The organism is Agarivorans aestuarii (assembly GCF_019670125.1).
GTDB classification, from domain to species: Bacteria; Pseudomonadota; Gammaproteobacteria; order Enterobacterales; family Celerinatantimonadaceae; genus Agarivorans; species Agarivorans aestuarii.
Map to the genome: position 1 here is coordinate 2,554,669 of NZ_AP023033.1, position 25,775 is coordinate 2,580,443.

General features: G+C 44.1%; 19 protein-coding genes. 10 read left to right on the forward strand and 9 right to left on the reverse strand.

What is annotated here, in order from left to right; all coding sequences use genetic code 11:
- Positions 1 to 339: 339 nt before the first annotated feature.
- A complete protein-coding gene (locus tag K5609_RS11905) occupies positions 340 to 5,418 on the reverse strand; it encodes a PAS domain S-box protein (RefSeq protein WP_221073842.1) in 5,079 nt (1,692 codons plus the stop codon).
- A gap of 223 nt (positions 5,419 to 5,641) precedes the next feature.
- The gene (locus K5609_RS11910; protein ID WP_221073843.1) at positions 5,642 to 6,409 is read right to left on the reverse strand and encodes a dienelactone hydrolase family protein; all 768 of its coding nucleotides are present in this window, start codon (positions 6,407 to 6,409) and stop codon (positions 5,642 to 5,644) included.
- 258 nt (positions 6,410 to 6,667) lie between these two features.
- On the opposite strand from K5609_RS11910, the gene sbcB reads away from it, so the two are divergent.
- Both sbcB and K5609_RS11920 read left to right on the forward strand, forming a co-directional pair.
- Complete coding sequence (sbcB, locus tag K5609_RS11915) at positions 6,668 to 8,080, forward strand: exodeoxyribonuclease I (protein WP_221073844.1); 1,413 nt, start codon at positions 6,668 to 6,670, stop codon at positions 8,078 to 8,080.
- A 75-nt stretch (positions 8,081 to 8,155) separates the two neighbouring features.
- On the forward strand, positions 8,156 to 8,698 hold the full coding sequence (locus K5609_RS11920; RefSeq protein ID WP_221073845.1) for a hypothetical protein: 543 nt from the start codon (positions 8,156 to 8,158) through the stop codon (positions 8,696 to 8,698).
- A gap of 14 nt (positions 8,699 to 8,712) precedes the next feature.
- Here the strand turns inward: K5609_RS11920 and K5609_RS11925 are convergent, their stop codons facing one another.
- Positions 8,713 to 10,443 carry a glycoside hydrolase family 36 protein gene (locus K5609_RS11925; RefSeq protein ID WP_221073846.1) on the reverse strand — a complete coding sequence of 577 codons (1,731 nt, stop codon included), beginning with the start codon at positions 10,441 to 10,443 and terminating at the stop codon, positions 8,713 to 8,715.
- Between the two features lie 159 nt (positions 10,444 to 10,602).
- Between K5609_RS11925 and cdd the strand changes: the two genes are divergently transcribed.
- The 3 genes from cdd to K5609_RS11940 are packed head-to-tail and all read left to right on the forward strand — an operon-like array spanning position 10,603 to position 13,989.
- On the forward strand, positions 10,603 to 11,448 hold the full coding sequence (gene cdd, locus K5609_RS11930; RefSeq protein WP_221073847.1) for a cytidine deaminase: 846 nt from the start codon (positions 10,603 to 10,605) through the stop codon (positions 11,446 to 11,448).
- Between the two features lie 10 nt (positions 11,449 to 11,458).
- Entirely contained in the window at positions 11,459 to 12,634 is a 1,176-nt protein-coding gene (gene purT, locus K5609_RS11935; protein ID WP_221073848.1) for a formate-dependent phosphoribosylglycinamide formyltransferase, read from the forward strand.
- Positions 12,635 to 12,636: 2 nt separating this feature from the next.
- Entirely contained in the window at positions 12,637 to 13,989 is a 1,353-nt protein-coding gene (locus K5609_RS11940; RefSeq protein ID WP_221073849.1) for a hypothetical protein, read from the forward strand.
- Positions 13,990 to 14,000: 11 nt separating this feature from the next.
- On the opposite strand, the gene K5609_RS11945 is transcribed toward K5609_RS11940, so the two are convergent.
- From K5609_RS11945 to K5609_RS11955, 3 genes are all read right to left on the reverse strand, one after another.
- Complete coding sequence (locus tag K5609_RS11945; protein WP_016401894.1) at positions 14,001 to 14,192, reverse strand: bacterioferritin-associated ferredoxin; 192 nt, start codon at positions 14,190 to 14,192, stop codon at positions 14,001 to 14,003.
- A 72-nt stretch (positions 14,193 to 14,264) separates the two neighbouring features.
- A complete protein-coding gene (locus K5609_RS11950; protein WP_221073850.1) occupies positions 14,265 to 15,017 on the reverse strand; it encodes a Nif3-like dinuclear metal center hexameric protein in 753 nt (250 codons plus the stop codon).
- A gap of 66 nt (positions 15,018 to 15,083) precedes the next feature.
- Positions 15,084 to 15,287, reverse strand: a complete 204-nt coding sequence (locus tag K5609_RS11955) for a DUF2517 family protein (protein WP_016401896.1) — start codon at positions 15,285 to 15,287, stop codon at positions 15,084 to 15,086.
- A gap of 136 nt (positions 15,288 to 15,423) precedes the next feature.
- Between K5609_RS11955 and K5609_RS11960 the strand changes: the two genes are divergently transcribed.
- Positions 15,424 to 16,236 carry a DUF1853 family protein gene (locus K5609_RS11960; protein ID WP_221073851.1) on the forward strand — a complete coding sequence of 271 codons (813 nt, stop codon included), beginning with the start codon at positions 15,424 to 15,426 and terminating at the stop codon, positions 16,234 to 16,236.
- Here the strand turns inward: K5609_RS11960 and fbp are convergent.
- On the reverse strand, positions 16,233 to 17,249 hold the full coding sequence (gene fbp, locus K5609_RS11965; protein ID WP_221073852.1) for a class 1 fructose-bisphosphatase: 1,017 nt from the start codon (positions 17,247 to 17,249) through the stop codon (positions 16,233 to 16,235). The genes K5609_RS11960 and fbp overlap by 4 nt on opposite strands.
- Positions 17,250 to 17,469: 220 nt before the next feature.
- Here fbp and imuA point away from each other — a divergent pair, with 220 nt between their 5' ends.
- Genes imuA through K5609_RS11985 form a run of 4 tightly spaced genes read left to right on the forward strand, consistent with a single transcriptional unit; the run spans position 17,470 to position 23,239 of the window.
- Positions 17,470 to 18,096: a translesion DNA synthesis-associated protein ImuA gene (gene imuA, locus K5609_RS11970; RefSeq protein WP_221073853.1), complete on the forward strand. Its 627-nt coding sequence runs from the start codon at positions 17,470 to 17,472 to the stop codon at positions 18,094 to 18,096.
- 27 nt (positions 18,097 to 18,123) lie between these two features.
- Entirely contained in the window at positions 18,124 to 19,506 is a 1,383-nt protein-coding gene (locus K5609_RS11975) for a Y-family DNA polymerase (protein ID WP_221073854.1), read from the forward strand.
- On the forward strand, positions 19,506 to 22,562 hold the full coding sequence (locus tag K5609_RS11980) for an error-prone DNA polymerase (RefSeq protein WP_221073855.1): 3,057 nt from the start codon (positions 19,506 to 19,508) through the stop codon (positions 22,560 to 22,562). The genes K5609_RS11975 and K5609_RS11980 overlap by 1 nt, the downstream gene beginning before the upstream one ends.
- A 41-nt stretch (positions 22,563 to 22,603) precedes the next feature.
- Positions 22,604 to 23,239, forward strand: a complete 636-nt coding sequence (locus K5609_RS11985) for a CDP-alcohol phosphatidyltransferase family protein (RefSeq protein ID WP_221073856.1) — start codon at positions 22,604 to 22,606, stop codon at positions 23,237 to 23,239.
- Positions 23,240 to 23,411: 172 nt separating this feature from the next.
- Here K5609_RS11985 and K5609_RS11990 read toward each other — a convergent pair whose 3' ends face one another.
- Entirely contained in the window at positions 23,412 to 24,182 is a 771-nt protein-coding gene (locus tag K5609_RS11990; protein WP_221073857.1) for an SDR family NAD(P)-dependent oxidoreductase, read from the reverse strand.
- A 433-nt stretch (positions 24,183 to 24,615) separates the two neighbouring features.
- Entirely contained in the window at positions 24,616 to 25,332 is a 717-nt protein-coding gene (locus tag K5609_RS21845) for a FadR/GntR family transcriptional regulator (protein ID WP_221073858.1), read from the reverse strand.
- Between the last annotated feature and the right edge of the window lie 443 nt (positions 25,333 to 25,775).

Sequence of the window (25,775 nt, forward strand, 5' to 3'; positions counted from 1 at the left end):
TAAATAATTGGCGCAAAGTCTACCCGAACTTGGCTAGCAAGTCTTGCTACCTTAGGGGCTGTTTATCTTTCGCGGTTAAATTTTGTTCGCGGGAAAATCGTTTTAGGCGCGGCAAGGACTGTGTAGCCTAGCTTCCTAGGTGAATACGCCTTAACTTAAATTCACCTAAATACGGCATAAAACGATTTTAGCCGAACCCTTCGGGCAGCGTTTGTGGCTTATCTCTACTGCGTAATCAGCCTCCCATGTAGGCTAACACATCAAAGCTTCTGCTTTGTATAAATAAGCCACAAATTGCTGCAAAATCAGCTCGAAAGATAAACAGCCCCCAGGTAATTACTACGTATTTTTAGTCACTTGTTGCTGCATTTCCTGGACAATTTCTCCGGCGGCTTCGTAATCATATTCCTCAATAAGCGTTTGTAGTTTTTTAGCCTGCGCTGGGAAGGTTTGTAATATGCAGTCATGGCTATCGAGATAATCGTTACTCTCGCCGTCAAAGTCATCGAGTAGTTGCGCTAGTTGCTGTAAATAAGCCAACATATCTTCATCACTAACATTTTGTGAATTGTCAGCCTCTGATACTTCGCTCGTATCTTGTTGAGTGACAAATTCTTGCAAACTTTGTTGAAGCGGTATTAGTTCCTTACCTAGCGTATCTATAGTTTTTGGCTGAACAGCTTTATCTTCTGCTTGTTGCTCTACAATTGCGGCGAGTTCTGACACTTCTTGAGCCCCCAGCGTAGCGGTAACACCTTTAATGGTATGAGCAATACGCTGCAGGTCATCAATACGCTCTTCACTATAGGCTGCATTTAAATCATCTATCGGGGTATTGTCTTCGCTGGCGAATTTACCAATTAATTTTAGGTACAAAGCTTTATTGTCAGCGGCATTGGCCAAGCCTACTTCTGTATCTAAACCATCAAACTCTGGCAAAACTAAATCTTGCTCATTCACCACCTTAGCTAAATCGCCACTTTGTGTAACCGCGTTTGGTGAAGCGGGCGTAATCCATTTCGCCATCGTGCTAAACAAGCTATTTACATTAATAGGCTTAGGAATATGGTCATTCATTCCTGCTTCAATCGCTTTCTCTCTATCACCCGCCAAGGCATTCGCGGTAAGCGCTATCACCGGTATCTCTTTAAGCCCAAGTTGATGGCGAATAACTTTAGTTGCGGTATAACCATCCATTATCGGCATTTGACAATCCATAAGTACACCATCAACTTCATTTTGTTTCAGGTATTCAACAGCTTGTGCACCATCATCACACACAGTGCAATTGATTCCATTAGATTTTAATAGCTCGGTAATTAGCTCTTGGTTTACATCGTTATCCTCTGCAACCAAAATATTCGCGCCCTGTAGCTGTGCAATATCTAAATTAGCGCCTTGCTGCTGAGCTTCGCGGCGAGTTTGTTCAAATACTTCTATCTTGCGCACTTGTACAATGGTGTCGAATAGATGAGACGGCGTAACAGGCTTAGTTAATACTGCATCAATGTTAATGACGTCAGCTTCTTTGGTGAGCTCGTCTCGACCAAAAGCCGTGACCATTATTACATCTAGATCGAAGCCTTGCTCCTGAATCTGCTGAACAGTTTGTATGCCATCCATCTCTGGCATTTTCCAATCCATAAACACCATATCAAAGGCGGTGGTTTGGGCATGTTCTTGAATCATTGATATCGCTTCACGGCCACTTGATGCAACCTCAACCTGTAAACCAAAACCTGCGATCACTTGCTGATTAATGTCTCGAGCATTGGCGTTATCGTCCACCACTAGCGCTTTAAGGCTGCTTAGCTGGGCAGAATTAGTATCTCGAAGTGTTTGAGCATTTTTTTGAATTTGCATTGGCAATTCAAAATAAAAGCAACTGCCCTCTCCTAGCTCACTGTTTAAAGCTATTTTCCCGCCCATCAACTCAGTGAGTTTTAAACAGATGGCTAAACCTAAACCGGTACCACCATGCTTGCGTGTAGTGGAACTATCTGCTTGCGAGAACGGCTTAAATAGCTTGGCTTGTTGCTCTGGAGTCATACCAATACCGGTATCTCTTACTGAGAAATACAGCTGCACTTGCTCGTCGTTTTGTTGCTTGGCCTCTATCTTCACTACAACTACGCCTTGTTCGGTAAACTTCACGGCGTTATTACACAGATTCACCAATATCTGGGTTAGGCGTAAAGGGTCACCAATTAGGGCTGTAGGTATGCTGGGGTCAATATCAAACAACAGTTCTAAGCTTTTTTGCTCTGCACGTAAGCCAACTAAATTGGCAAGGTTGTCGAGGATATCCTCTAAGCGGAAGTCGATAGTTTCCATGTCCAGCTTGCCAGCTTCAATCTTAGAAAAATCGAGAATATCGTTAATAATGCCTAACAATGCTTCTGCTGAACGATGGACCTTATCAATGTAATTACGCTGTTTGTTGTCTAACTCTGTTTCTAGCGCTAAATAAGACATGCCAATAATGGCATTCATAGGAGTGCGGATCTCATGTGACATATTGGCTAAGAAATCGCTCTTAGCTTGGTTGGCGCTGTCAGCCAAAGACCTCGCGTCATTAAGAGCCGCTTCTAGTTTTTTAGTTTCTTCAATGTCAACATGAATACCATTAATTCTTAGTGGCTTTCCATGCTTGTCCAGCTCGGATACTCGACCAATAGTGAGGATCCAACGGTACTGGCCATTTTTGCACCGTAAGCGAATTTCGTTACGTAGTACATCGTTCTCTCCCGCCAGATGCTGCTCAAGCTTCTCGTTATTTGTGATAACGTCGGTGGGATGAATTAGTTTCATCCAAGTAGCTGTATCACCTTTTAAGCGAGCCCACAGACCATCGCCATCACGTAACTCACCCTTGGCGTAGCCCAACATGCTTTCGTATATCGCATTCACTTCGATGCGATCTTCTTGTGGGTAGTAGTCCCACATGCCTAAACCAGCACCAGAAGCCGCTGAATCTAGACGTTCTTCACTTTCACGCAACTGCGCTTCAACCTGCTTAATTTCGCTAATATCAAAAATTGCGCCATCGGAGAAAGCTGGGCGCCCTTCTTGGTCCATTGATACAAAAGCTTTTTGCAACATATGCTTAGTTTTGCCAGACGCATCAACAATACGAAATTCTTGTGAAATGGCTCCGCCCTTTTTATTAAGCTCTCTAGAGCGCGCTAAACTTTCTTCGGCATCTTCTGGATGAACCAATTCTTTGTACCGACGAACAGGGTTTACGCCAAGGAAATCACTCACCGGGTAACCGGTTTGCTCCTCAATTTGTTCACTAACGTATAACCACTCTGGATATTCGCCATCCTTGAGGCGGATCCGGTAAACCACGCATTGCAGGTTGTTGGTTAGGGTTCTAAATTGGCGCTCACTATCGGCTAGTTTTTGCTGAGCTTTTCTACGGGCAGTAATGTCTCGCACAATTCCGGTAAAATGGCGACTTCCTTTTAAGAAGACTTCTTTTACCGCCAATTCCATTGGGAACTGTTCACCATTTTTCCGCAGACCAAATACCTCTCGCTCGTTACCGATAACCGTGGACTCTTTTTTCGGTTTATAGTCAGCGAGTATGCGATCGTGTTGGTCACCAATATCATTTGGCATTAGCATTTTTACATTTTTACCAACCACTTCGGCTTCGCTGTAGCCAAAGATTTGCTCTGCAGCAGGGCTAAAACTACGCACAATACCTGATTGTTCAATCAGAATAATACCATCGGCAATAGTATCTACGATGGTACGGATCCGCTCTTCGTTATCAGCTAAGGCAAGGCGCGCTTGGTAGCGCTCGGTCATATCAATAAGTGATACTTTAACCAGATGAATGTGTCCGTCTTCATCAATGCTGGGCACAATGTTTATACTGACATTTTTTTTCTGCCCTTTGGCAGTAAAAATACTTAGTACTTCATCGTTAAAGCTTTGACCTACAAAAGCAGCTGCTAGTAACTCTTTAGATTTTTGACGCTGCTCTTGGTTTTCCGAAAAGTCATGGAAAAACAAGTCTGCAAAACCATCACGCTTTACTTCAATGAGTTCCGAAAAACTTAAATTGTGCTGTAAAAACCGCCCTTCCTTATCAACAGATGCATAGGCTATTGGGGCAAACTCGTACAGATCCCAAAGTGTCTTTTCGCGCTCTTGAAGCTCACTAGTACGTTGTTCAACTTGGCGCTCTAGCTCTTGCTTCGATTCACTTAATCGCAAGTTAATTTTGCGCACCAAGGCAAACACCAGCACAAACAAAATCACACAGAATGCTAAGGCCGTGCCTAGTACTAACAACACCACATCACGAAACTGCAAGTAACCTTGCATCACTTCTTCGTGATCAATCTCCGAGACTAAGCCAATTTCTAACTCTTTATCCCAGCGCCATGAGCCGACTACGGGTACGCCCCGGTAATCTAAATAGCCTTGAAAATTTGAACCGTTAGACTTGGCAATAATCGCATAACCACTATCAGTCCAATCTGGCTGTTCCCGGGTATAACTTGGCACTTGTAATCTAATATTTAGGACTGACGACTGCTGCGGCTCTAACAACCCAAGCCGCACTAATTCATCTTCAAATTTACTCGGTGAAATCATATACCCAGAGCGACTGACAAGATAAGTTTCGCCTGTTTTACCAATTCGAGCGCCTTTTAGTAATTGTGCAAACTCACGCTCGGGATCCATTCTTAAAGTAAGAATGGCCACCACTAAACCATCGCCATTTTTAATCGGCGCGGCAATAAACATGGTTGAATGTGCATTCTTTACTTTGTTTTGTAGCATGCCATCAAAGGCAATTTCAGGACGAATTGGCGGAATAACCACCGTTTCACCGTTAAATACTCTGTTTAGCAAATGTGGGTAATGGCGAGTTATCACGTTTATCTCACCGAGGTTTTCGTCCCGCATCGATGCAATGTTGATGCGGTCGCGCGAGATGATGAAAAAACCTAAGTCATCAAATACGGTTCGGTAGTTTTCCACCGATTGGCGCAAACTTGCTAACGCAGGGTTGGCTAGCAAGCCTGCTTTACTGTGTTCAGATTCGATAAGTACATAGGAAAAATGTTGAAAGGCTGGGTCTAAGGCGATGGCATCAACTTTTGATTGCCAACCTTGCTTCCATTCATCAAGTCCAGCATCGGCAGTGTCAAGCACAGAGCCAATAACTTCTTCCAGCTGATTGAATTGATGAAGTTTAAGTTGTTTTAAGCCTACTCCGGTAATGGCTGCGATAGCCGCAACTGCCGCAGTACATATTGCCACAATAACTAAAATGCTTTTTTTGGAACTAAGTAATAAGCTCATACTTTCGAGGTTGGCTTTACGAAGTCGATTTAATAACAGCATTATTAAGCCCATCAAGGCCAATAGTACCCATAGCAACTGCTCAACCGACATAAACCATCCTTGAGAAATCCATTTAGCACGAAACATTTTAGTTGAATGATTTAACTATAATGCGCAATGCTCACTAAATACAGTTCTTCACCCTAAAAGCCAAAATTCTATTAGTTTCAAACCTATAACTACGCTAGATAAAACAAAAACGCCTTCACTAAGTGAAGACGTTTTTTGCGAAAAGCTTATGGCTATATCTAAAAAGCGCTTAAGATCTTTTTAGTTAAAAAGATTCGCTAAAAAAGCTATCCATCGCGGCAAACGAACGGGCTGCTACTTTAGGGTGGTACTCTGCTTTACCAGCTCTTTTAGCTGCAGGATTAGTAAATGAATGCACAGCTCCGCCGTAAGCAATCAATTGCCAATCTACATTCGCAGCGTTCATTTCTTTTTCAAAATTGCTCACTTGTTCTGCTGGAACAAAGGGATCTATTGCGCCATGTAATACTAAAATGGGTGCTTGGATATTTTTAGCATCTTCTGTATTGGGCGTATCTAAGTTGCCATGAAATGACACTACAGCGCCAAGCTCTTCACCTGCTCGCGCTAGTTCTAATACCGCACCACCGCCAAAACAAAAGCCGATAGCTGCGACCTTAGAAGCATCTGCTGATTTAGGTAAACTACTTTTCATTGCTTCTAAAGCGGCTTTCGTTCTTTCACGCAGTAGTTGACGATCACTACGCAAGGCTGTTGCAGCTACCTTTGCTTCGTCGCCATTGGTTGGCCTAACGTCGCTTCCATACACGTCAGCCATCATTACCGCATAACCCATTTCGGCAATTTTTTTCGCTTTGGTCAATGAACCTTCTGTAGGTCCCATCCAATTAGGCACCATTAATACTGCTGGTAACCCCTGCTTGGCATCATCAAATACCAAGGTTGATTCAAAGCTTTTACCACCGATGGTATGAGTCACGGTTTGGCTTACCATTGCCGCATGAATATTAAAAGAAAGCGCTAGGCCAGCCAGTAAAGTACAAGTTTTCATTGTATGTCCTTATAGTCGTGGTTACCTCAAGCATTACGCTCAGTGTAGTCGAAAAGTTTTCGAGCACTAAAAATAAGTATCTGTAGAAAGGCGCTATTACTTTATTCGCAACTTCATAATTAAGGTAATAGCATCCGCTAGCAATAACAACTGGCTGTAAACTAAACGTTTAAGCCTGCAGCTACCAAGAAGTTCAGCCATTATGTGGTATGGTTATAGAGGATAACGAACAAGCGGAAAATAAGACTAATTATTGCGATGAGCGACAACACTTTTTTATTTCATGATTACGAAACATTTGGCGTACACCCTGGGCGAGACCGCCCTTGTCAATTTGCTGCAATACGTACCGATTGGGACTTAAACCCAATAGGAAAGCCCATTGAGCTGTTTTGTCAGCCACCTAATGATTACGTACCACATCCGCAAGCTTGCTTGGTGACAGGAATTACCCCGCAAATGGCCATGAAAAAGGGCCTTATTGAAAGTGATTTCATTGAACGAATCAATAATGAATTTAGCCAACCCGGTACCTGTGGTGTTGGCTATAACAGCATACGTTTTGATGATGAAGTTACTCGCTATACCTTATACCGTAACTTTCTCGACCCTTATGAGCGTGAGTGGAAGAATGGCAACTCTCGTTGGGATTTAATCGACATGGTTCGAGCGTGTTACGCGCTAAGACCAGAGGGCATTGAATGGCCCACCAATGACGATGGTTTAGTCAGCTTTAGGCTTGAATTGCTCACCGCTGCTAACGGCTTAAGCCACGCAAATGCGCATGATGCGGTATCAGATGTATATGCCACCATCGCTATGGCTAAATTGATTAAAGATAAGCAACCTAAGTTGTTTAACTATTTGCTTAATCTTCGAAACAAAAAATCGGTCGCTCAACAATTTGATCTACTCAACAACAAACCTTTGGTACATATCTCGGGAATGTTTGGCGCAGCGCAAGGCTGTGCCTCTTGGGTATTGCCTATTGCTTGGCATCCGATCAACAAAAACGCCATGATAGTGGTAGATCTTAATAAAGACGCCAGTGTTTTATTGTCACTTAGTGCTGAGCAAATCCATCAGCGCCTCTATACTGCGCGTAGTGAATTAGCCACCGATGAGCTTCCCATTCCCGTTAAGCTTATTCACAGCAATAAGTGCCCAGTGCTTGCGCCGGCCAGCACCCTTACGCCAGAACGAGCCGAAGAGCTAGGTTTAAACCGAGCTCAGTGCCGTCAAAGTTTAGATTTACTGGCAAAAAACAAAGCTGAAGTTGAACAGAAGCTGTCGCAAGTATTTGCCATAGCGCGTGAGTTTGACCAAGACAGTGACCCCGATACTGCCTTATACAACGGATTTATTGGCAATGCCGATAAAAACCTCATGCAAGTTTTACGCTCTAGCGATCCTAACTTGATTAGTAAACAGCAGTTTCAATTTGCTGATCCAAGGCTTAACCAATTAATCCTGCGTTACAAGGCGCGCAATTACCCCGAGTGTTTAAATGAAAGCGAATTGCAGCAATGGCAAGCGCATCGACAAGCCTCAATTACCGAGCAAGTTGCGCTGGTGTTTCCAGAGTTAGAAATGCTGATGAGTGAGTATCAAAATGATACTAATAAAATAAATATACTAAAAAGCCTCTATAACTACATAGAAAATCTTTAAAACGTGAGCAAAAGACTATTTTATTTGGCTGCCTAAGTTATAATCAAGGTGTTTAGGGAAGGTAAAGTAATACAAATGGAAATGCGCCAACACATCAAATGGTCGATAGCTACTGCAGCAAGTTTTGCTGTTGCTGTGACCTTGTGCTTTGCGCCCAAATGTAACGCTACCTACGAGCTGCAAAACCTCCGCCCCTCTTCACTGTTAAGGCTCAGTGCCGAACAATTTGCCCTGCTAGGCGAAATCTTCGAAAAAACCTATCAAGATACCGACTTCTCACCCACCCTAACTAATAGTTACTTTTCCGACTCAGAGCTTTATGACATGGTAGCTGTACCGGTTGTACAAACACCGTTCAACAGCTTTAGACTAGAATTATTTAGCCACATCTACGATCCAAAGTATTCGGTATATAATCAGATACATAAAGATTCTATTTACCATAGCCTTGGTCAGCGCCAAATGTCTTACTTAGTTGATAAATCGGATATTGCGGTAGGTTTAGGGTTTGTTGCTCCGCTCAATGATACTATGTCGATGCGCACCATTATCTCTAGCCATGACATTCCCGGTTATGGAGACAGTAATTTTTCAGTGGGCCTAGAATTTAAATACTAAACCCACCACTCCATCTAAGCTTTCTTTTCAAATACCACTGCACTATTTGGCGCTAAACAAATAGTTAAGCCATTAGCCGTGAATTCACTAGTAAACTGACTGTCAGCCCATAACACCTGCCACTGCGCATCTACGTTTAGCGTTATCTCCAAGCTATTGTGCTCATCCCAGTTAAACCAATATTGGCGGATTAGCAGATCATCTTGGTATTGCTTGGCATGCTGTAAACCAAAATCAGCAAAACGGGCGGCGTCAGCTTGGTTTTTCTGCAGCACATTGAGTACCTCTGCCTGTGCAGCATCGAGCTCAATTAAGCGATCGCCAGAGAACACCAAGCCACTACTCGCTAATAAACTCACACGGTGCCAATTGTAGGCAGCCTCGTTGGTTTGTTGATTATCAATGTTGTTCAATGTGACGCAATCTGGATCGTTGTGCCACAAACGCATGTCTTGCCAGTTACGGAAAAAGGTTTCTTTAGCAATTTGTTTGAATCGACCAATATTCCGTTCTACATCGTCAGCAATACGCATCCCATGAACCAAACCTAAAGAGGGCCACATAGGTGCGTTACAGCCGAGTATATAAGCATCGCCATTACAGGCATTATTGATAGCTTCCATGCCCATTCGATATGCTTCGATACGGGTTTTATTTTGGTCGGCTCGGTAACCTTTAGCTAGGGTTCCCCAGTAAATCGCATCTAGCTTAAAGTACTTCACTCCCCAGTGGTGATACATATGGCTAAACACCTGGTGCAGATACTGGTTTACTTGCTCTTGAGTAGTATCTAGTACATACCAAGGCGTACAGCGCCAACCTCCATAAGTCACTTCTTCAGCTGCCAAAGGCTGACCGTCTTGGCCTTTCACAAACCAATCGGGATGCTGTTGAAACAAGCGAGACTCTGCTTGGGCAATAAACGGAGCAACCCAAATAGCGGGCTCTTTCCCCTGCTCTCTAATTCGTTTGCATAAACTTTCTACGCCACCACTAAAACGATCAGACGGATATAACCAATCCCCCATAAACTCTTGGTAGCCATCATCAATCAACAAGTAATCCAAATGGTCATGTGGGCTAATAAGCTGTTGAAGATTTTCCTCAATATCCTCTGCGGATACATCAGCATAATAGTGATACCACGAGCACCAGCCATTAGGTTTACTAGGCCAATTAAGCCGGGGGTGATGTTGCTCAATCGCCTTGGCAAATTGCTCAAGTACTGCTTCTCGGCTTTCTCCACAAGCAACAAACAAGCTTTCACTCACTAGATAATGGCGAGCAGGAATTGCCAAGGTATCACTATCAATACCAATGACTAAACGGCCACTTGGATAAACCTTAAAATAGCCACTAAAGCGGTGGCTGGAACTAAAGCCGAGTAAGGTGTAATGCCCTTCACTTTCAATAAGTAATTGATTGTACGCAGTGAAATGATCGGCATCTTCGCTGAGTCGATATTCTCCAGCATCCGGGCAGCGGCCAATGGCAGTAATATTATCCGCAGAGCCGTAATTCTGCGCTAACATCTGAAAGCCTTCACCGTGAAATTTAGCGCCTTTAGGAAGCTGGCCGTCGAACAAATCAATTTGTCCTAAGCTGATACTATGAGCAGACAAATTATCCACCCTAACTACACATTCCGCCCCACTCCATTGTGGCGTATACAAACCTTGGTCTTGTGGCGAGCTTAGCTGCCATTGTCGAACCAACTGAAGAACAGAATCAAGCTTAGAAAACACTTATCAACACCTTTAGTTACAATAGATTACAGGCTACACAGAAACCGCTAAAACAAAGATATATTTTAACTAAACAACAATTAGGCGGATTATAATCGAAGTCTTAGCAAAGTAATCAACATTTGTTGCTAGGTTCGACAAAATAAAGGGAAGGATGAAATGTCAGAAAATACCCAAGCAGACCTACCGCTAATTACTGCCCTACAAACTGTGTTAGCCAGCAAGCAAATCCCCAATATGCTTAATAGCCAGCAAACCAAAGCACTGTGTAACAGCTTAAACTGTAATACCATTGAACTTGCAGAGCGCATGCTGCCATTAGCCGCAAGTTTTTCTTTTGCCCCAAAGTCTGATTTTAATGTGGGTGCTATCGCCATTGATAAACAACAACAGCTGTTTTTAGGCGCTAACTATGAATTAGAGTATGGCCCGCTTACCGGCAGTTTACATGCTGAGCAAAGTGCCATATTCAACGCGCTTAGCCACCAAGCAGACGAACTAACAGATTTGGTCATCAACGCAGCGCCTTGTGGTTATTGCCGCCAGTTTATTAATGAGTTAGCTAACGCAAATCAGCTAAAAGTGCGCTTTAACCAACAAAGCTACGACTTCCCCCAATTGCTGCCGCAATCTTTTGGCCCCAATGACCTTGGTGTTAAAGCGCCATTAGCCAAACTTAAACTTGATGCCGCTAGCCAAGCGCCTGATTTTGCCAAAGCCAGTTATGCCCCCTATAGCCAAGTTCAAAGCGCAATGTTTGCCTACCAAGGCGACAAAATAATCGCTTGGAGCTGTTATCTAGAAAACGTGGCTTTTAATCCTTCTCTCTCGCCGCTTCTCACTTTATTATCTCAATTAACGCTAAATCATCTGAGCTTAAACAATGTTGAACGTTTCGAATTATGGGAACATAAGGACAATCGATTCAGCTTTAAGCAAGAATTACAAAATTTCGCGGAACATTCTCAAAAACCAATGGTCCATCATTACTATCCTTCAACGTAGGAGTATTTAAATGTTAGGAACTGCGCTAAGCGTTTCTGGAACTAAAGTGTTATTGCTCGGAGCAGGCGAACTTGGCAAAGAAGTTGCCATTGAATTACAACGTTTTGGGGTTGAAATTATTGCGGTAGACCGCTACCCCAACGCTCCAGCGATGCATGTAGCGCATCGCAGTTATGTTATAGATATGCTAGATGGCGAGGCACTAAAGGCCTTAATTCTTAAAGAAAAACCCCAGCATATTGTTCCTGAAATTGAAGCCATTGCCACCGACACCTTAGTTGAGCTGGAACAGCAAGGCTTTGCGGTAACACCTACCGCTCGCGCCACTCAACTCACCATGAACCGTGAAGGTATTCGCCGCTTAGCTGCCGAGACGCTAGGCCTGCCAACCTCTGCTTATCAATTTGCCGATAGTTTCGAAGAGTGCCAACAAGCCGTTGCCAATGTAGGTTTGCCTTGTGTACTTAAACCGGTAATGAGTTCTTCGGGCAAAGGGCAATCAACACTGCGCAATAGCGATCAAGTGACCGCTGCATGGGACTACTCACAAGAAGGCGGGCGTACCGGCGCTGGGCGCATTATTGTTGAAGGTTTTGTTGATTTTGATTACGAAATCACTTTGCTTACCGTTAGCGCCATCGATGGCATTCACTTTTGTGCGCCGATTGGTCATAGACAAGAAGATGGTGATTATCGTGAATCTTGGCAACCACAAGCCATGTCACAGCTTGCCTTAGCTAAGTCACAAGATATCGCTAAGAAAATCGTTAGTGAGTTAGGTGGTTACGGTCTATTTGGTGTAGAGCTGTTTATTAAAGGCGATGAGGTTTACTTTAGTGAAGTCTCTCCACGCCCTCACGATACCGGTATGGTAACTTTGATTTCTCAAGATCACTCGGAGTTTGCCTTACATGCTAAAGCTATTCTAGGTTTACCCATCAAACAGATCCATCAATTTGGTGCGAGTGCCTCTGCTGTGATCATGGGCGACGGACAGTCAAAAGACATTCGCTTTAGCGGCTTAGCCGAAGCACTAGATGCTAACGATAGCCAACTGCGTTTATTCTCTAAACCTGACATTAATGGGCAGCGCCGTTTAGGGGTAGCCTTAAATCGCAGCGAATCCATTGATCAAGCCGTTAGCAATGCCAAGCAAGTTGCTTCCAAGGTTAAGGTAATTTACTAATAATGACAGCGGGGTCGTTTTCGCTAAATGACGAAGAACTGGCGCTATTATTAGCGCCCAGTGCGGCCCCGACTTCCTCTAAATTGCTACGTGTTCTGTGGTTTCAGCAAGCGCCTAGCCACAGCAGCCATCCCATAGAGCATATTGTGACTCAGCAAGTCGATGAGCTGCAATTACAGCTTCAGCAATCTAATGAATTTGATGCGATTGTTTTAAACTGCGCCAAACTCAATAGCCAAGAGTTAGCGCTGTTAGCCGATTTGCTAGAAGAACAGTCTCAAATTTCGGTATTTTTGGTAGGTGAAATGCCCAACATGGCATTTGATTTACCCGACTTCATCTACTGCTATGGCCAGCAGGAATTAGACGAACAGTTCGCTCATTGGGGCGACACCATCAACCGGCAATACCAACAGTGGGCTGGCAGCAAATACGTCTACTTATATAACCCCCGGCCAGGCGAGCAACTGCAACTACAGATGCATAAATTTGGCTTTAGCTTTTGTGAGCACTGGCAACCACAGCAGCAAAATGTGACCCAGCACCTCCAGCAAGCAAACTTAGTAATGCTAGTGGTCTTCGACGATGACCCACATATAATTGATGCCCTAGAACGCCTTGCTGCTATTTTGCATCGACCAGGCTTAATTCTGGTTTTTCAAGAACAATCCAAGCTAAAAAACAGCATTATTTTGCTGGCAAAGCATTATGGGTTAAACCTATATACTTCAGTCTCTATCGAGCAATTCAAACCGCAACTTGCCTACTTAAGCCGTCAGTTTTTTCGCTTATACCGACACAAGCTTAATCAGCAGAGTGATGCCACTAAACATAGCCAATACCTGATTCATGCCACTACTGACAATAGCCTAATAGGTTATTGGGATTGGCCAACAAGCATTGAACAAGACCAACAATTTAACGCCCCGGTTAATGCAGTGTATTGGCACCACTTCAAGCAAGAGCTTAGCAAACAGAGTTTGTCGCTTACTCAAATAGCCGATCATTACTCGGAAATGATGTTGGTGTTTAGTCCAGAACTACCCATGGAAAACCTCACTAGCTTAGTACGTATTAAACAACAAAACGTGCAGCTAGCTTGGCAACCTAATCTAGTCGCCCAACTTAAAAACCATCCTACTGTATTGGACTTAATTGACGTATTGGTGATTTCTTTGGATATGTGGATCTTACTCAATGTGAATAATGACAATCGTGGATTTTGGCAAGCGGTAAAACAACGCTGTCAGGAACAACAGGTGGGGTTGGCAATACTAGGTGTTCAGCCAGAACTTATTCAATATTGGCGGGATAAGGGCTTTGATTTATTGATTCACCGAGATGAAGCGGAGTAAGTAGCCTGCGCTTAGGCTACTTCGTAGTACTTAGGTGTAATAGATAATTCTTTATCAATGATGGTCTTTGCCATTCTGGCACATTTTCCACATTCAGAAGCAACGCCATTTTTTTTACGTACATCGGCTAAGTTTTCACAGCCTTGCTGCACTGCTTCTTTAATTTGCTTATCAGTAATGCCGTGGCATAAACATACAAACATTGCTTCACCTCATCAATCACAATAAAGCAATTATATTGCGAACCATTATCATTCGCAATACCTTTTTTAAGCTTATACCGGATTATCTACATCAATAAAGGTAACATCTAGGTCGTGGGTTTCAGCCAACCACTCTCCTAGTGCCTGCGCGCCGTAACGTTCGGTAGCGTGGTGGCCAGCGGCAAAGTAATCAATGCCCATCTCACGCGCAGTGTGTACGGTGTTCTCAGAGATTTCGCCACTAATAAATGCATCTAAGCCCTGCTCAGCTGCTAAACCAAGATAGGATTGACCACCACCAGTGCAAATACCCACTTTTTGAATATTGTGCCCATTGGCAATGTGCAAAGGTTTGCGCTGCAATACTTGCTCTATGCGTAGAGCAAACTCTTCACCCGAAATAGGCTCTTCTAATTTACCTACCATTGCTACGCTGCGCGGATCCCACGCTTCCAGACCGCGCTTTAAAGTAATGCCAAGGCGCTTAGCAAGCTGTGCATTATTGCCAAGCTCAGGGTGTACATCTAAGGGTAAGTGGTAGCCATAAAGGTTAATATCGTGGTTTAACAAGGCTTGCAGGCGACGACGCTTCATACCGGTAACCACTGCAGCTTCGTTTTTCCAAAAAAAGCCGTGATGAACCAAGATAGCGTCGGCTTTATGCTCAATGGCTTGGTCAATTAAAGCTTGGCAAGCAGTAACACCAGTAACAACTCGCTTAACCTCTGCGCGACCTTCTACTTGTAAGCCATTGGGACAGTAGTCTTTAAACTTAAAGCTTTCTAAGTGCTGGTTTAATATGTTTTCTAATCGGGTATTTTTCATTACATTAACTCACAATGGTTTGGCACATTGTAAGTAGCAGACCCAGCTTTAAACAAGCCTTATAGATTAGAACAAAACAAACTGGTTAATTTTGTCAGCTTGCTGCATCCAACTTGGACGATCATTGCGCTTAATCCACTGGCGGTGTAACGCGCTATAGAAAGGCGCTCTTAGGCCAGCAAGGGCAACAAAAGGGAAAGAAACCAAACCCACTAAAAATAGTGCGATACGACGAACGATGATAATGCTGGTAGAAAATTGCTTACTCATTTCGAACACCTCAACTGGTTAGACCACCAAATAGTAGCCAACATTTGGTAATAAAACTACAAAAACCGGTAAAATAGTCGAAATAAAAAGCATAACCTTTAAATAAGTGTAAATTAATAACAAAAGGATAACATTTGTGAATAGGCAAGCTTGGCAGAATGATTTGAATTGGTGCCTAAATGCTCCAGCCTTATTGCCCCATGCCCTACCCTTTGCTATTAATCAGGCTTGGCAAGAGTCTTGGTACACAGTGCTTCATTCTCAACTTGGCCAAATTCCAGAGTCACAGGCGCACTCGCGGCTGGGTTTGTATTTTGAGCAATTATGGCGAGCCTTAATTAAGGCTCATCCAGATTGGCAATTACTGGCAGATAATGTGGCGGTACAACAAGATGGTCGTACCCAAGGTGCTATCGACTTTTTACTGGTGAACCATCAGCAGCAACAGTTAGAGCATTGGGAGCTAGCAATAAAGTTTTACTTAGCCCGCTGCGCCAGCCCCAGTATCTATGACTATCTAGGCCCAAATCAGCAAGACCGGCTCAGTAACAAACTCTGTAAGCTGCTGCTTAAGCAAATCCCTTTAGGTCGCCATCCACAGATCCAAGCTTTAGCCAAAGACTACCTAGGCTATTCATTTAAACAACGGATTTTGCTGCCAGGGTATTTGTTTCAACTAGGTAGTGCTAGCCATTCTACTCCCCAGCATTGCCATTGGTATACGCTACAACAATGGCAAAATATGCAAACTCACGGCTGGTTTGAGCTCACCAAGCAACAATGGATAAACCCTAAAGGCCACGCCCTAGAAAAGGCCGATAAGTTATTAGACTTAGCAAGAGGCCCCCTGCAGTTGTATTTACCACAGCAAGCTAAGCAACCCGAACAGCGCATATTTGTTTGCCCTAACGACTGGCTCGTCAGGGCAAACAAAGTGACTAAGCCTTAGTCGCTGCGCTCGTTCGAGGAGTACTCGCGCATCATGCCTTCAACGGTTTCTACCATATGGGTACTGCCACAGAAGAAGGGGATCCGCTGATGCAGCTCTTCTGGTTCAATATCCATAATACGGGTAAATCCGTCACTCGCTTTACCACCGGCCTGTTCAATTAAAAAGGCCATAGGGTTACATTCATACAGCAAACGTAACTTACCTTTAGGTGCAGAGGCGGTTGAAGGGTAAATATAGATACCGCCTTTAAGCAGATTCCGGTGGAAATCTGATACTAACGAGCCAATATAACGAGAGGTGTAAGGTCGATTAGTTTCCGGCTCAATTTCTTGGCAGTACTTTAAGTACTTTTTCACCCCAGTTGGAAACTTAAGGTAATTACCTTCGTTAATCGAATAAATTACCCCGTCATCAGGAATCGTCATATTCTCGTGCGAGAGATAAAACACCCCCAAAGATGGATCACAGGTAAAACCATGTACGCCATGCCCCGTGGTATACACCAACATGGTTGACGATCCATATACCACGTATCCTGCTGCCACTTGGCGATAACCAGGCTGCAAAAAGTCTTCTAATACCGCAGGGGTACCACAAGGACTAATACGTTTGTAAATGGAGAAAATGGTTCCCACCGACACATTCACATCAATGTTTGATGAACCATCTAAAGGGTCCATTAACACCACATATTTACTGTCGATGGAGCGAGCACTGTCAAAACTCACAAACTCATCTTCTTCTTCCGAGGCTACACCACACACCTCACCGCGCGCTTCAAGCGCGGCTTTAAACTTTTCGTTCGCATATAAATCTAGCTTTTGTTGCACTTCTCCTTGCACATTTTCTACGCCAGTAGCACCGATAATATCAACTAGCCCTGCTTTGTTGATCTCACGGTTAACCACTTTAGCGGCTAAACGAATAGCCCCTAATAGCTGAGTAAGCTCCCCTGTGGCGTCGGGAAACTGGTGTTGTTTTTCTATTATGTATTCACCAAGAGTTATCATTTTAATCCCTATTCATTAGCACGCTTCCTATGAAAACCTTTTCAGTCTTCAATGTTATTTTGCAAGTATTTACGAAAAATTACTAGCGCTTCAAGCTAATTGTCATACATATAAAGCAAAAAAACATTTGCAAAATTATTGAACAGGTAATACTGTATATGCATACACTGTATAAATACACAGTTAAACATCGACATTGACTTAAAGCATGGAGCGAACAATGGCACAACAAATTGAACAACTGCTACAAAGCAACAAGGTATGGCAAGGCAGCCAATGGCAACACAGTCATCTTGACGTTCATGCAAGTGGCTTTGAGCAACTCGACCAGCAACTACCTAACCATGGTTGGCCACAAGGTGGGATCACCGAAGTGCTTTACGAACAGCATGGTATTGGAGAGCTGCAATTGTTGTTGCCCGCCCTGGCTAAGCTTAGCCAACAATCGCGTTGGATTATTTGGGTGGCTCCGCCTTTTATGCCCAATGCTCCAGCATTACAGCAGCATGGCGTAGACATTAGTAAGGTAATCGTGATTAGGCCTGAGCAATGTAGTGATGCACTGTGGACCATTGAGCAAGCGCTTAAAAGTGGTTCTTGTAGCGCAGTATTAGGCTGGTTAAATGGCTTAGATTTAAAAGCGAGTCGCCGCTTGCAATTAGCCGCTGAACAAGGCGATTGCTTAAGTTACCTGTTTAGACCGCTACAGCAACAACAACAAAGCTCTAGCGCCAGTGTACGAATGGCCTTACACCCTAGTAAGTCACCAGACCAAATTAACTACCATCTGCTAAAGCGCCGTGGTGGAGCTCCACTGTATGAGCAACACATTCCACGGCTTAATTAACGCCGATGCTTTTTACACAAGTACAACATGTATTGGATTTACCTTGATTTCCCTCAGCTCGCGTTGGATTTATTGCAACGCGATCACCCAAGCCAACAAGCTTTAGCGATCCATCACAACAAGCAAATCATTCAACTTAACCAAGTAGCACATCACTTAGGGGTTTATTTAGGTTGCTCGCTTAATACCGCTTACCAATTAGCACCACAGCTCTGTTTATATCAACAAAGTGATTTATCTTGTGATGCCTACTTTGACGCCTTAGCCCAGCAAGCTTTGCACTACTCGGCGCAAGTTGCAGTACATCCAGATAACGGGCTGTATATTAGCGGTGTCGGTATGCGTAATATTTACCCTAAGCCAGAACAACATGTCACCAAGCTAGTAACACACTACCAACACCAGCAGCTGAGCTTTCGTATTGCTCACGCCCCCAGTGCTATGGCCGCGCGCTGGTTAGCCCGCTCTCAAGATATTAAACAAGTAAACTCTGGCCTTAAGCATCTCGCCGACTTACCACTTAGCGCTAGCGATCTACCTTCCTCTTTAGTAACTAGCCTGCAAGCTATGGGTTTATACACCCTTAAGCAGCTTAGTAGCCTGCCGCGGCCAGAGCTGCGCAAGCGCTTGGGAGAAGACAGTTTAAATTTACTTGATCAGGCTAATGGGCAACAAAGTACTCCACTCACTTTTATTAAGCCCCAAGCACGCTATCAACAAAGTTTTCCGCTATTAGCCGAGACACACACTATTCAGGGCTTAATGTTTTCACTAAAACAGGCTTGTCAGCATCTACAGCAATGGCTTAGGCAACGTCAGTTTTGCAGCAATATCTTGGTGCTTACACTAAATTTTCGCCATAAACCCAGTGAGATCATCACCGTAAAAAGTGCCCGCTTATTACAAACCAGTCACGATTGGTTGGCTTTATTTCGTTTAAAGCTAGAATCGATTCGTTTGAGCGCAGCGGTGATTGAATTTAATTTAGAGTGTCAGGCCCTGTATCCGCTTGGCCATGAAGTCTCCGGTCTCTTCGAGCCACAGCAATCGGCTTGCGACAATTTATTATTTGATCAACTAAGCGTACGTTTAGGCGAACATGCTATTAGCCGCTTAAGCTGCCAAGCTGATTTTCGCCCCGAATACGCCAGCCAATACCAGCCTTTATCGCAACACGAAGCGCTTAGCTACCCTAAAAAATTTGCTCGCCCTTGTTGGCTACTACCACAATTAAAGCCGATTAATATTCAGCATTACACCATACTCTCTGAGCCAGAGCGCATTGCCAGCGGTTGGTGGGATGAACAAAGCGTTAATCGTGATTACTACATGGCACAAAGCCCTGATCAGGGTTTGGCATGGGTATGCCAAGAGAATCGTCAGTGGTACTTACACGGCTGGTTTGCCTAATGAATAACACTCCCTTTGCTGAACTTAATGCTCAAAGCAATTTTAGCTTTCTATACGGTGCTTCTCATCCTGAAGAATTGGTAGAGCAAGCGCAGCGTTACGGCTATCAAGCCATTGCCATTGCTGATGAATGCTCATTAAGTGGAGTTGTTCGAGCTCATCAAGCCGCCGAACCATTAGCCATTAAGCTTATTGTGGGTAGCCAATTTACCACCGAAGAACAATGCCAAATAGTACTGTTAGCTAAAAACCTCAAAGGCTATCAGCAGCTGTGTCGCTTTATTACTCAAGCCAGAAAATACAGTAAAAAAGGCAGCTATAAAGTAAAGCTAGAGCAGTTCGATCAGCAGCTTGATCAATGTTTAGTCTTGGTTAAAGCAAGCCCTACCTTAACTACCAAACAGCTTAAGCAGCTACAGCAACAACTCCCCCAACCTTTGTATCTACTACTGCACAACGATTTGTCCCAGCCAGCTAAGATATTAAATGCCTACCGGCAACTGGCTAAACAACAAGATATAGCCTGCGTGGCCGCGATTAATCCACGCATGCACTTGGCTAATAGAAAGCGCTTAGCCGACATTCTTGATGCCATTCGCCAACACAGCACTGTGCAGCAAGCGGGTTTTTTATTAAGCAGTAATGCCGAACGTCGCCTATTACAGTGGCCACATTTGCAACAGCGTTATTTTAGTCAGGAGATCGCCCTTAGCTGTGAGCTTGCTGCCCAATGCAGTTTTAGCCTTAACGAGATCCGCTATCAATATCCCAAAGACAATGTACCGCCTGGTTACACAGGCCAGCAATACTTACGAGAATTGGTTGAAGCTGGCATACAGCAGCGCTTTGGTGAACAATTCACGCCCACCTTACGCCAGCAAATAGAGCACGAATTAAGGCTGATTAGCGAACTTAACTACGAACACTATTTTCTTACTATTTACGATATTGTGGCTTACGCCCGCCAGCAAAAAATCCTCTGCCAAGGCCGCGGCTCGGCGGCCAATTCAGTGGTGTGTTATTGCTTAAATATTACCGAGGTAAACCCCACTCAAGTGGGCTTGTTGTTTGAGCGTTTCATCTCTAAAGAACGCAATGAGCCGCCGGATATTGATGTTGACTTTGAACACCAGCGTCGCGAAGAAGTGATTCAATATATCTATCAAAAATATGGCCGAGATCGAGCAGCCTTAGCCGCTAGCATTGTTACCTATCGCACCCGAAGTGCCATTAACGAAATAGGTAAAGCCTTAGCCATTCCCGCGCATATTCTGCATGGTCTTAATCATAATATTGATTGGCGCGATGGCAGCAGTTCAACCAGCCACAAAATTGTTCAAGCTGGCTTATTGCCAGAAGCCAAAGCCCATAGCTTTGCCCAATTAGTTGAGCAGCTACGAGGCTTTCCCCGCCACTTATCGCAACATGTAGGTGGTTTTGTGATTGCTCAAGACAAACTCTGTGATTTAGTACCGATAGAAAATGCCGCCATGGCCGATCGCACCATCATTCAGTGGGATAAAGATGATTTAGAAGCACTGCATTTAATGAAAGTGGATGTACTAGCCTTAGGCATGTTAAGTGCCATTCGCCGCTGCTTAAGCAGCTTAAGCCAGCGAGAACAACGCACTATAAGCCTTAGCGATATTCCACAGGATGATAGCGCCACTTATGACATGTTATGCCAAGGTGACAGCGTAGGCATTTTTCAGGTTGAGTCGCGCGCGCAAATGAGCATGTTACCGCGACTAAAACCGCGCAACTACTATGATTTAGTGATAGAAGTGGCGATTGTACGCCCGGGGCCAATTCAAGGCGATATGGTGCACCCATATTTACGCCGGCGTAATGGCGAAGAGCCAGTAGACTACCCTAGCCCAGAAGTAGAAGCCGTACTCGCGCGCACCCTTGGGGTACCGATTTTTCAAGAACAAGTAATTAAGCTGGCCATGGTAGCAGCGGGTTTTAGCGGCGGAGAAGCCGATCAACTGCGCCGCGCGATGGCCACCTGGAAGCGCGGCAAACTAGCCTACTTTCGCGACAAGCTAATTAACGGCATGCAACAACGAGGTTATCCTAGCGAATTTGCCGAGCGCTTATTCTCGCAAATTCAAGGCTTTGGCGAGTACGGTTTTCCCGAGTCTCACTCGGCCAGTTTTGCCTTGTTAGTGTACATTTCCTCTTGGCTTAAATGTCATGAGCCAGCGGCATTTTGCTGCGCCCTGCTCAATAGCCAGCCAATGGGTTTTTACAGCCCCAGCCAACTCATTCAAGACATACAGCGCCACGGGGTGAACATTCTTCCCATCGACATCAACCAAAGCGATTGGGAACATAGCCTTGACTACAGCCAAGCTCCTAAAGGCGCGATTAGGCTGGGTTTAAAGCAAGTAAAAGGTTTAAACAAACAAAAATTTACTCGCTTGCTAGCTGGTCGCCCCAAGCAGGGTTTTAGCCAGCTTAGTGAACTCACCCAACAGCTCGATAAAACCAGTTTAGAATCACTGGCCACTGCCGACGCCTTTGCTTGTTTAGCCGGGCATCGCCACCAAACTCGCTGGCAGATGAGTGGCACCGAAGCCCCCTTACCTCTGTTTGATATGCCAGAAGAAGCAGCGGTCAACTTAAGTGCACCTAGCGAGGTTGAAGACATTCGCCAAGACTACCTAGCTACACGAGTAAGTTTACGCCGTCACCCTCTGCACTTATTGCGTGAACACCAGGCACTAAAAAATTGTTACTCGCAGGCGCAATTGCATCAGTGCAAACACGGTCAGTTAGTAAAGGTGGCAGGTTTAGTAGTTGGTCGGCAACGACCGGGTTCTTCGGCCGATGTCACCTTCCTTACCCTAGAAGATGAAACCGGCAACAGCAATGTGATAGTCTGGTCAGCAACAGCTAAAGCGCAGCGCCAAGCCCTTATTTCGTCTCGTCTTCTTAAGGTTCACGGACGATTAGAGCGCTGCGATGAAGTAATACATATTATTGCAGGGAAGCTAGAAGACTGTTCGTGGTTACTCGCCGATTTATCGGTACGTTCACGAGATTTTCGTTAAGCAATGCGATAAATACATAACAGTAAGTAAATAGGACAACAATGTTAGACCGCTACGCCATAAAAATTATAAAAGCGCCCTTAGATTACAGCGCAAAACAGCTCGACAACGCCGGTTTAAGTGCCAACCAAGTCACTCTTATCGGGTTTTTCATAGGCCTAAGTGCCATCCCTTTTTTAGCTTTTCAGCAATACACTATCGCCTTAGTACTTATTTTACTTAATCGAACTTTTGATGGTTTAGATGGCGCACTAGCTCGAAGACAAGGTTGTAGTGATTTTGGTGGCTACCTAGATATAGTTTGCGATTTTATTTTTTACTCTGGCGTTGTATTAGGTTTCGCCCTTGCCTCGCCTGAACAAAACGCGGTAGCGGCAAACGTACTTATTTGGACCTTTATGGGCACCGGTTCAAGTTTTCTAACCTTTGCGATTATGGCCGCTAAACGCAACATTGATAATACAGTTTACCCACATAAGTCTTTGTATTATTTAGGTGGCTTAACCGAGGGCACCGAAACCATCGCCACCTTTGTACTATTTTGTTTGTTCCCACAGCACTTCGCTATGTTAGCACTTATCTTTGCCGCATTGTGCAGCGTAACAACGGTCACTCGAATACTGGCAGCTAAAGCCACATTTACCGACAACGGCGGCACAAGCAACACCGCTGCGTAAACAAAAAAACCGGTAATACGCTGTATTACCGGTGGCAAGTAGCCAAACTAAGCAATCAAAACAATAAAAGGCAGAAATTATTGCTCACCGAACACTTAGTGGTTTATGTAACTTGATAGCTCGAATCACTGGGCAGAGTCTTAGCTCAGCGCAGCGCAGCTTGGCCAAATAACTACTCCGCAGCTAAGCTATTGTAGGCATTAATACTCATACCCGCAGTAAAGCCGCCATCTACACCAATCGTTTGTCCATTAACAAAAGCACAATCTGGCGCAGCTAGAAAGTGAATAATAGCTGCCACTTCTTCGGGCTCGGCAATGCGACCAAGCGGCACTGCTTTATGCTCCATACGCAATTGAGGCTCACCACCTTCGGCTCGTGCCATTGGTGTATCCACAGATGTTGGACAAATGGCATTCACTCGAATATTTTGCTCACCTAACTCTAAGGCAGCGGTTTTAGTAATCCCCAATACCGCCCATTTAGAGCTTACATAAGGCGCTAAGTAAGGCACACCCTGTACACCCGCGGCAGAGGCAACATTCACTATGCTACCGCCTTGGGTCATATACTGTGTGGCGTGTTTAATGCCATAAACCACACCCATGGTGTTCACATTAAAATTGAAATCAAAATCTTCTTTTTCAGATTCAAGCAACGTGTTGTAACCGCGATTAACTCCAGCGCAGTTGACTACAATGTCGATTTTTCCGCATAGGTCGTTGGCTACGGCCATAAGGTTGCGAACCGAGTTTTCGTCTGACACATCGGTTTTTACAAAAATACCGCCAATGTGCTCGGCAAACTCAATAGCATTCTTTCGCCCAGCGATTACCACTGTTGCGCCAGCTTTTGCCATACGCTCGGCTGCTGCTGCACCAATACCAGAAGTGCCGCCGGTAATTACCGCCACTTTACCGTCTAAATTAAATAGTTGATTCATCTCTTCACCTCTTATCGTTTGTGCAGCGCTATGCCGCCTTGAATAACGACAAGTTACCTAAGTTAGCCGTGGTAACAGAGTTACACACTGGAACGCTAGGTAAGTTACCTAAGCAAAAAGACTTAGATCGAGACACAGATAAAATACTACAAAAGCCTCGAAGCTAGGTGAATAGAATTAACTAACCCATGAAAATACACAATTGATTCAGTGGCTTACATTAGGTTACAAATTAAGCAAGCAAATAGCAGATAAATAGCCAGTAAAAGCTGCGAATAACAAATCATAAAAAAGGGGGGAAATAGACGAGGTGGATTAAAGAACAAACAAGCGGCTGATTAGACATTCGACTCTAATCTAAACTAAAAAACATTTCTTTTGTAATACATGAAATGGATGACGACCATAAAAAAACCTCGCCTTGCGAGGTTTTTTACACTTTTACTTCTGGCAGACGGTGGTTGCTGTTATTAAGCAATGCCACATTCGCATCACGAGCTTTATCGGGATCGCCAGCCATAATTGCTTGGTAAATAGCAGTATGTTCTGACATACAGGTTCCACCTTCTTTAGAAGAATGCTGGAAAAATCCAATGAACATTACCTGCAATACATTAGCAAAAGGAATATAAAAACTGTTTCCCGTGGCTAAATATACCGTGCGGTGAAATTGTAAATCAGTTTCTACCCAATCGCTTTGGTCTTCACTCTTGGCGATCTCAACCATACGCTGGTAATACTCAGACAATTTCATGCGTTGTTCTGCACTGGCATTAATAGCGGCTAAAGCGGCTGCTTCTGGTTCTATAGCGCGGCGTAAGGCTAGAAACTCGGTCAAGGTATCGCTTGTTTCACCCACACCAGACATCCAGCTTAGTAGTTGAGAATCTAACATATTCCAGTGTTCGCGACTTTTAACTCGAGTGCCAATTTTTGGGCGAGATTCAAGCAAGCCTTTTGAGCTAAGGTGCTTAATTGCTTCACGCAGAGCAGTTCTACTAACGCCAAATTGTTCACACAATTCCATCTCTGATGGAATAATACTGTCTTGAGGCAGCGCACCAGACAAAATACTTCTGGCAATCTCCCTTGCTACTTGTAAGTGTAAACTACGCGAAGCGCCTTCAATCATTGCAAATTCGTTAGCCATAGGTGTCCTTTTTACTATCCTATGAAATCATCCATTCATATTAATTTAGTGCAGCATATTCGATGCTGCACGACTAATGTGTGCCTACGTTAACAGATTTAAAAAATTACACTACACGAATCACGATAGTGTTTTGATATTGCTGTACTTTTTTCAATACACCCTAAGTAAAAAACAATAAAAAACTGTCGCCAATCACCGACACCAGGTCAAAATTCACACAGTTAATGTATTACAAATTGTGAGCCGATAGGCAGCCTCAAAAATAGCATTTTGTTACATTGTGTTTACCAAATGCCGCTACACTAAAAATTGCATCTATCAATTGAGACCATTTTGATGGGATCCAGATAACGTTTTTAACTGGATTAAACATAAAAGTGAGATCAGAATCGCAGTTAGCTCTATATGTCATACAATAATGCCATAGTGCTTGTTAAGGT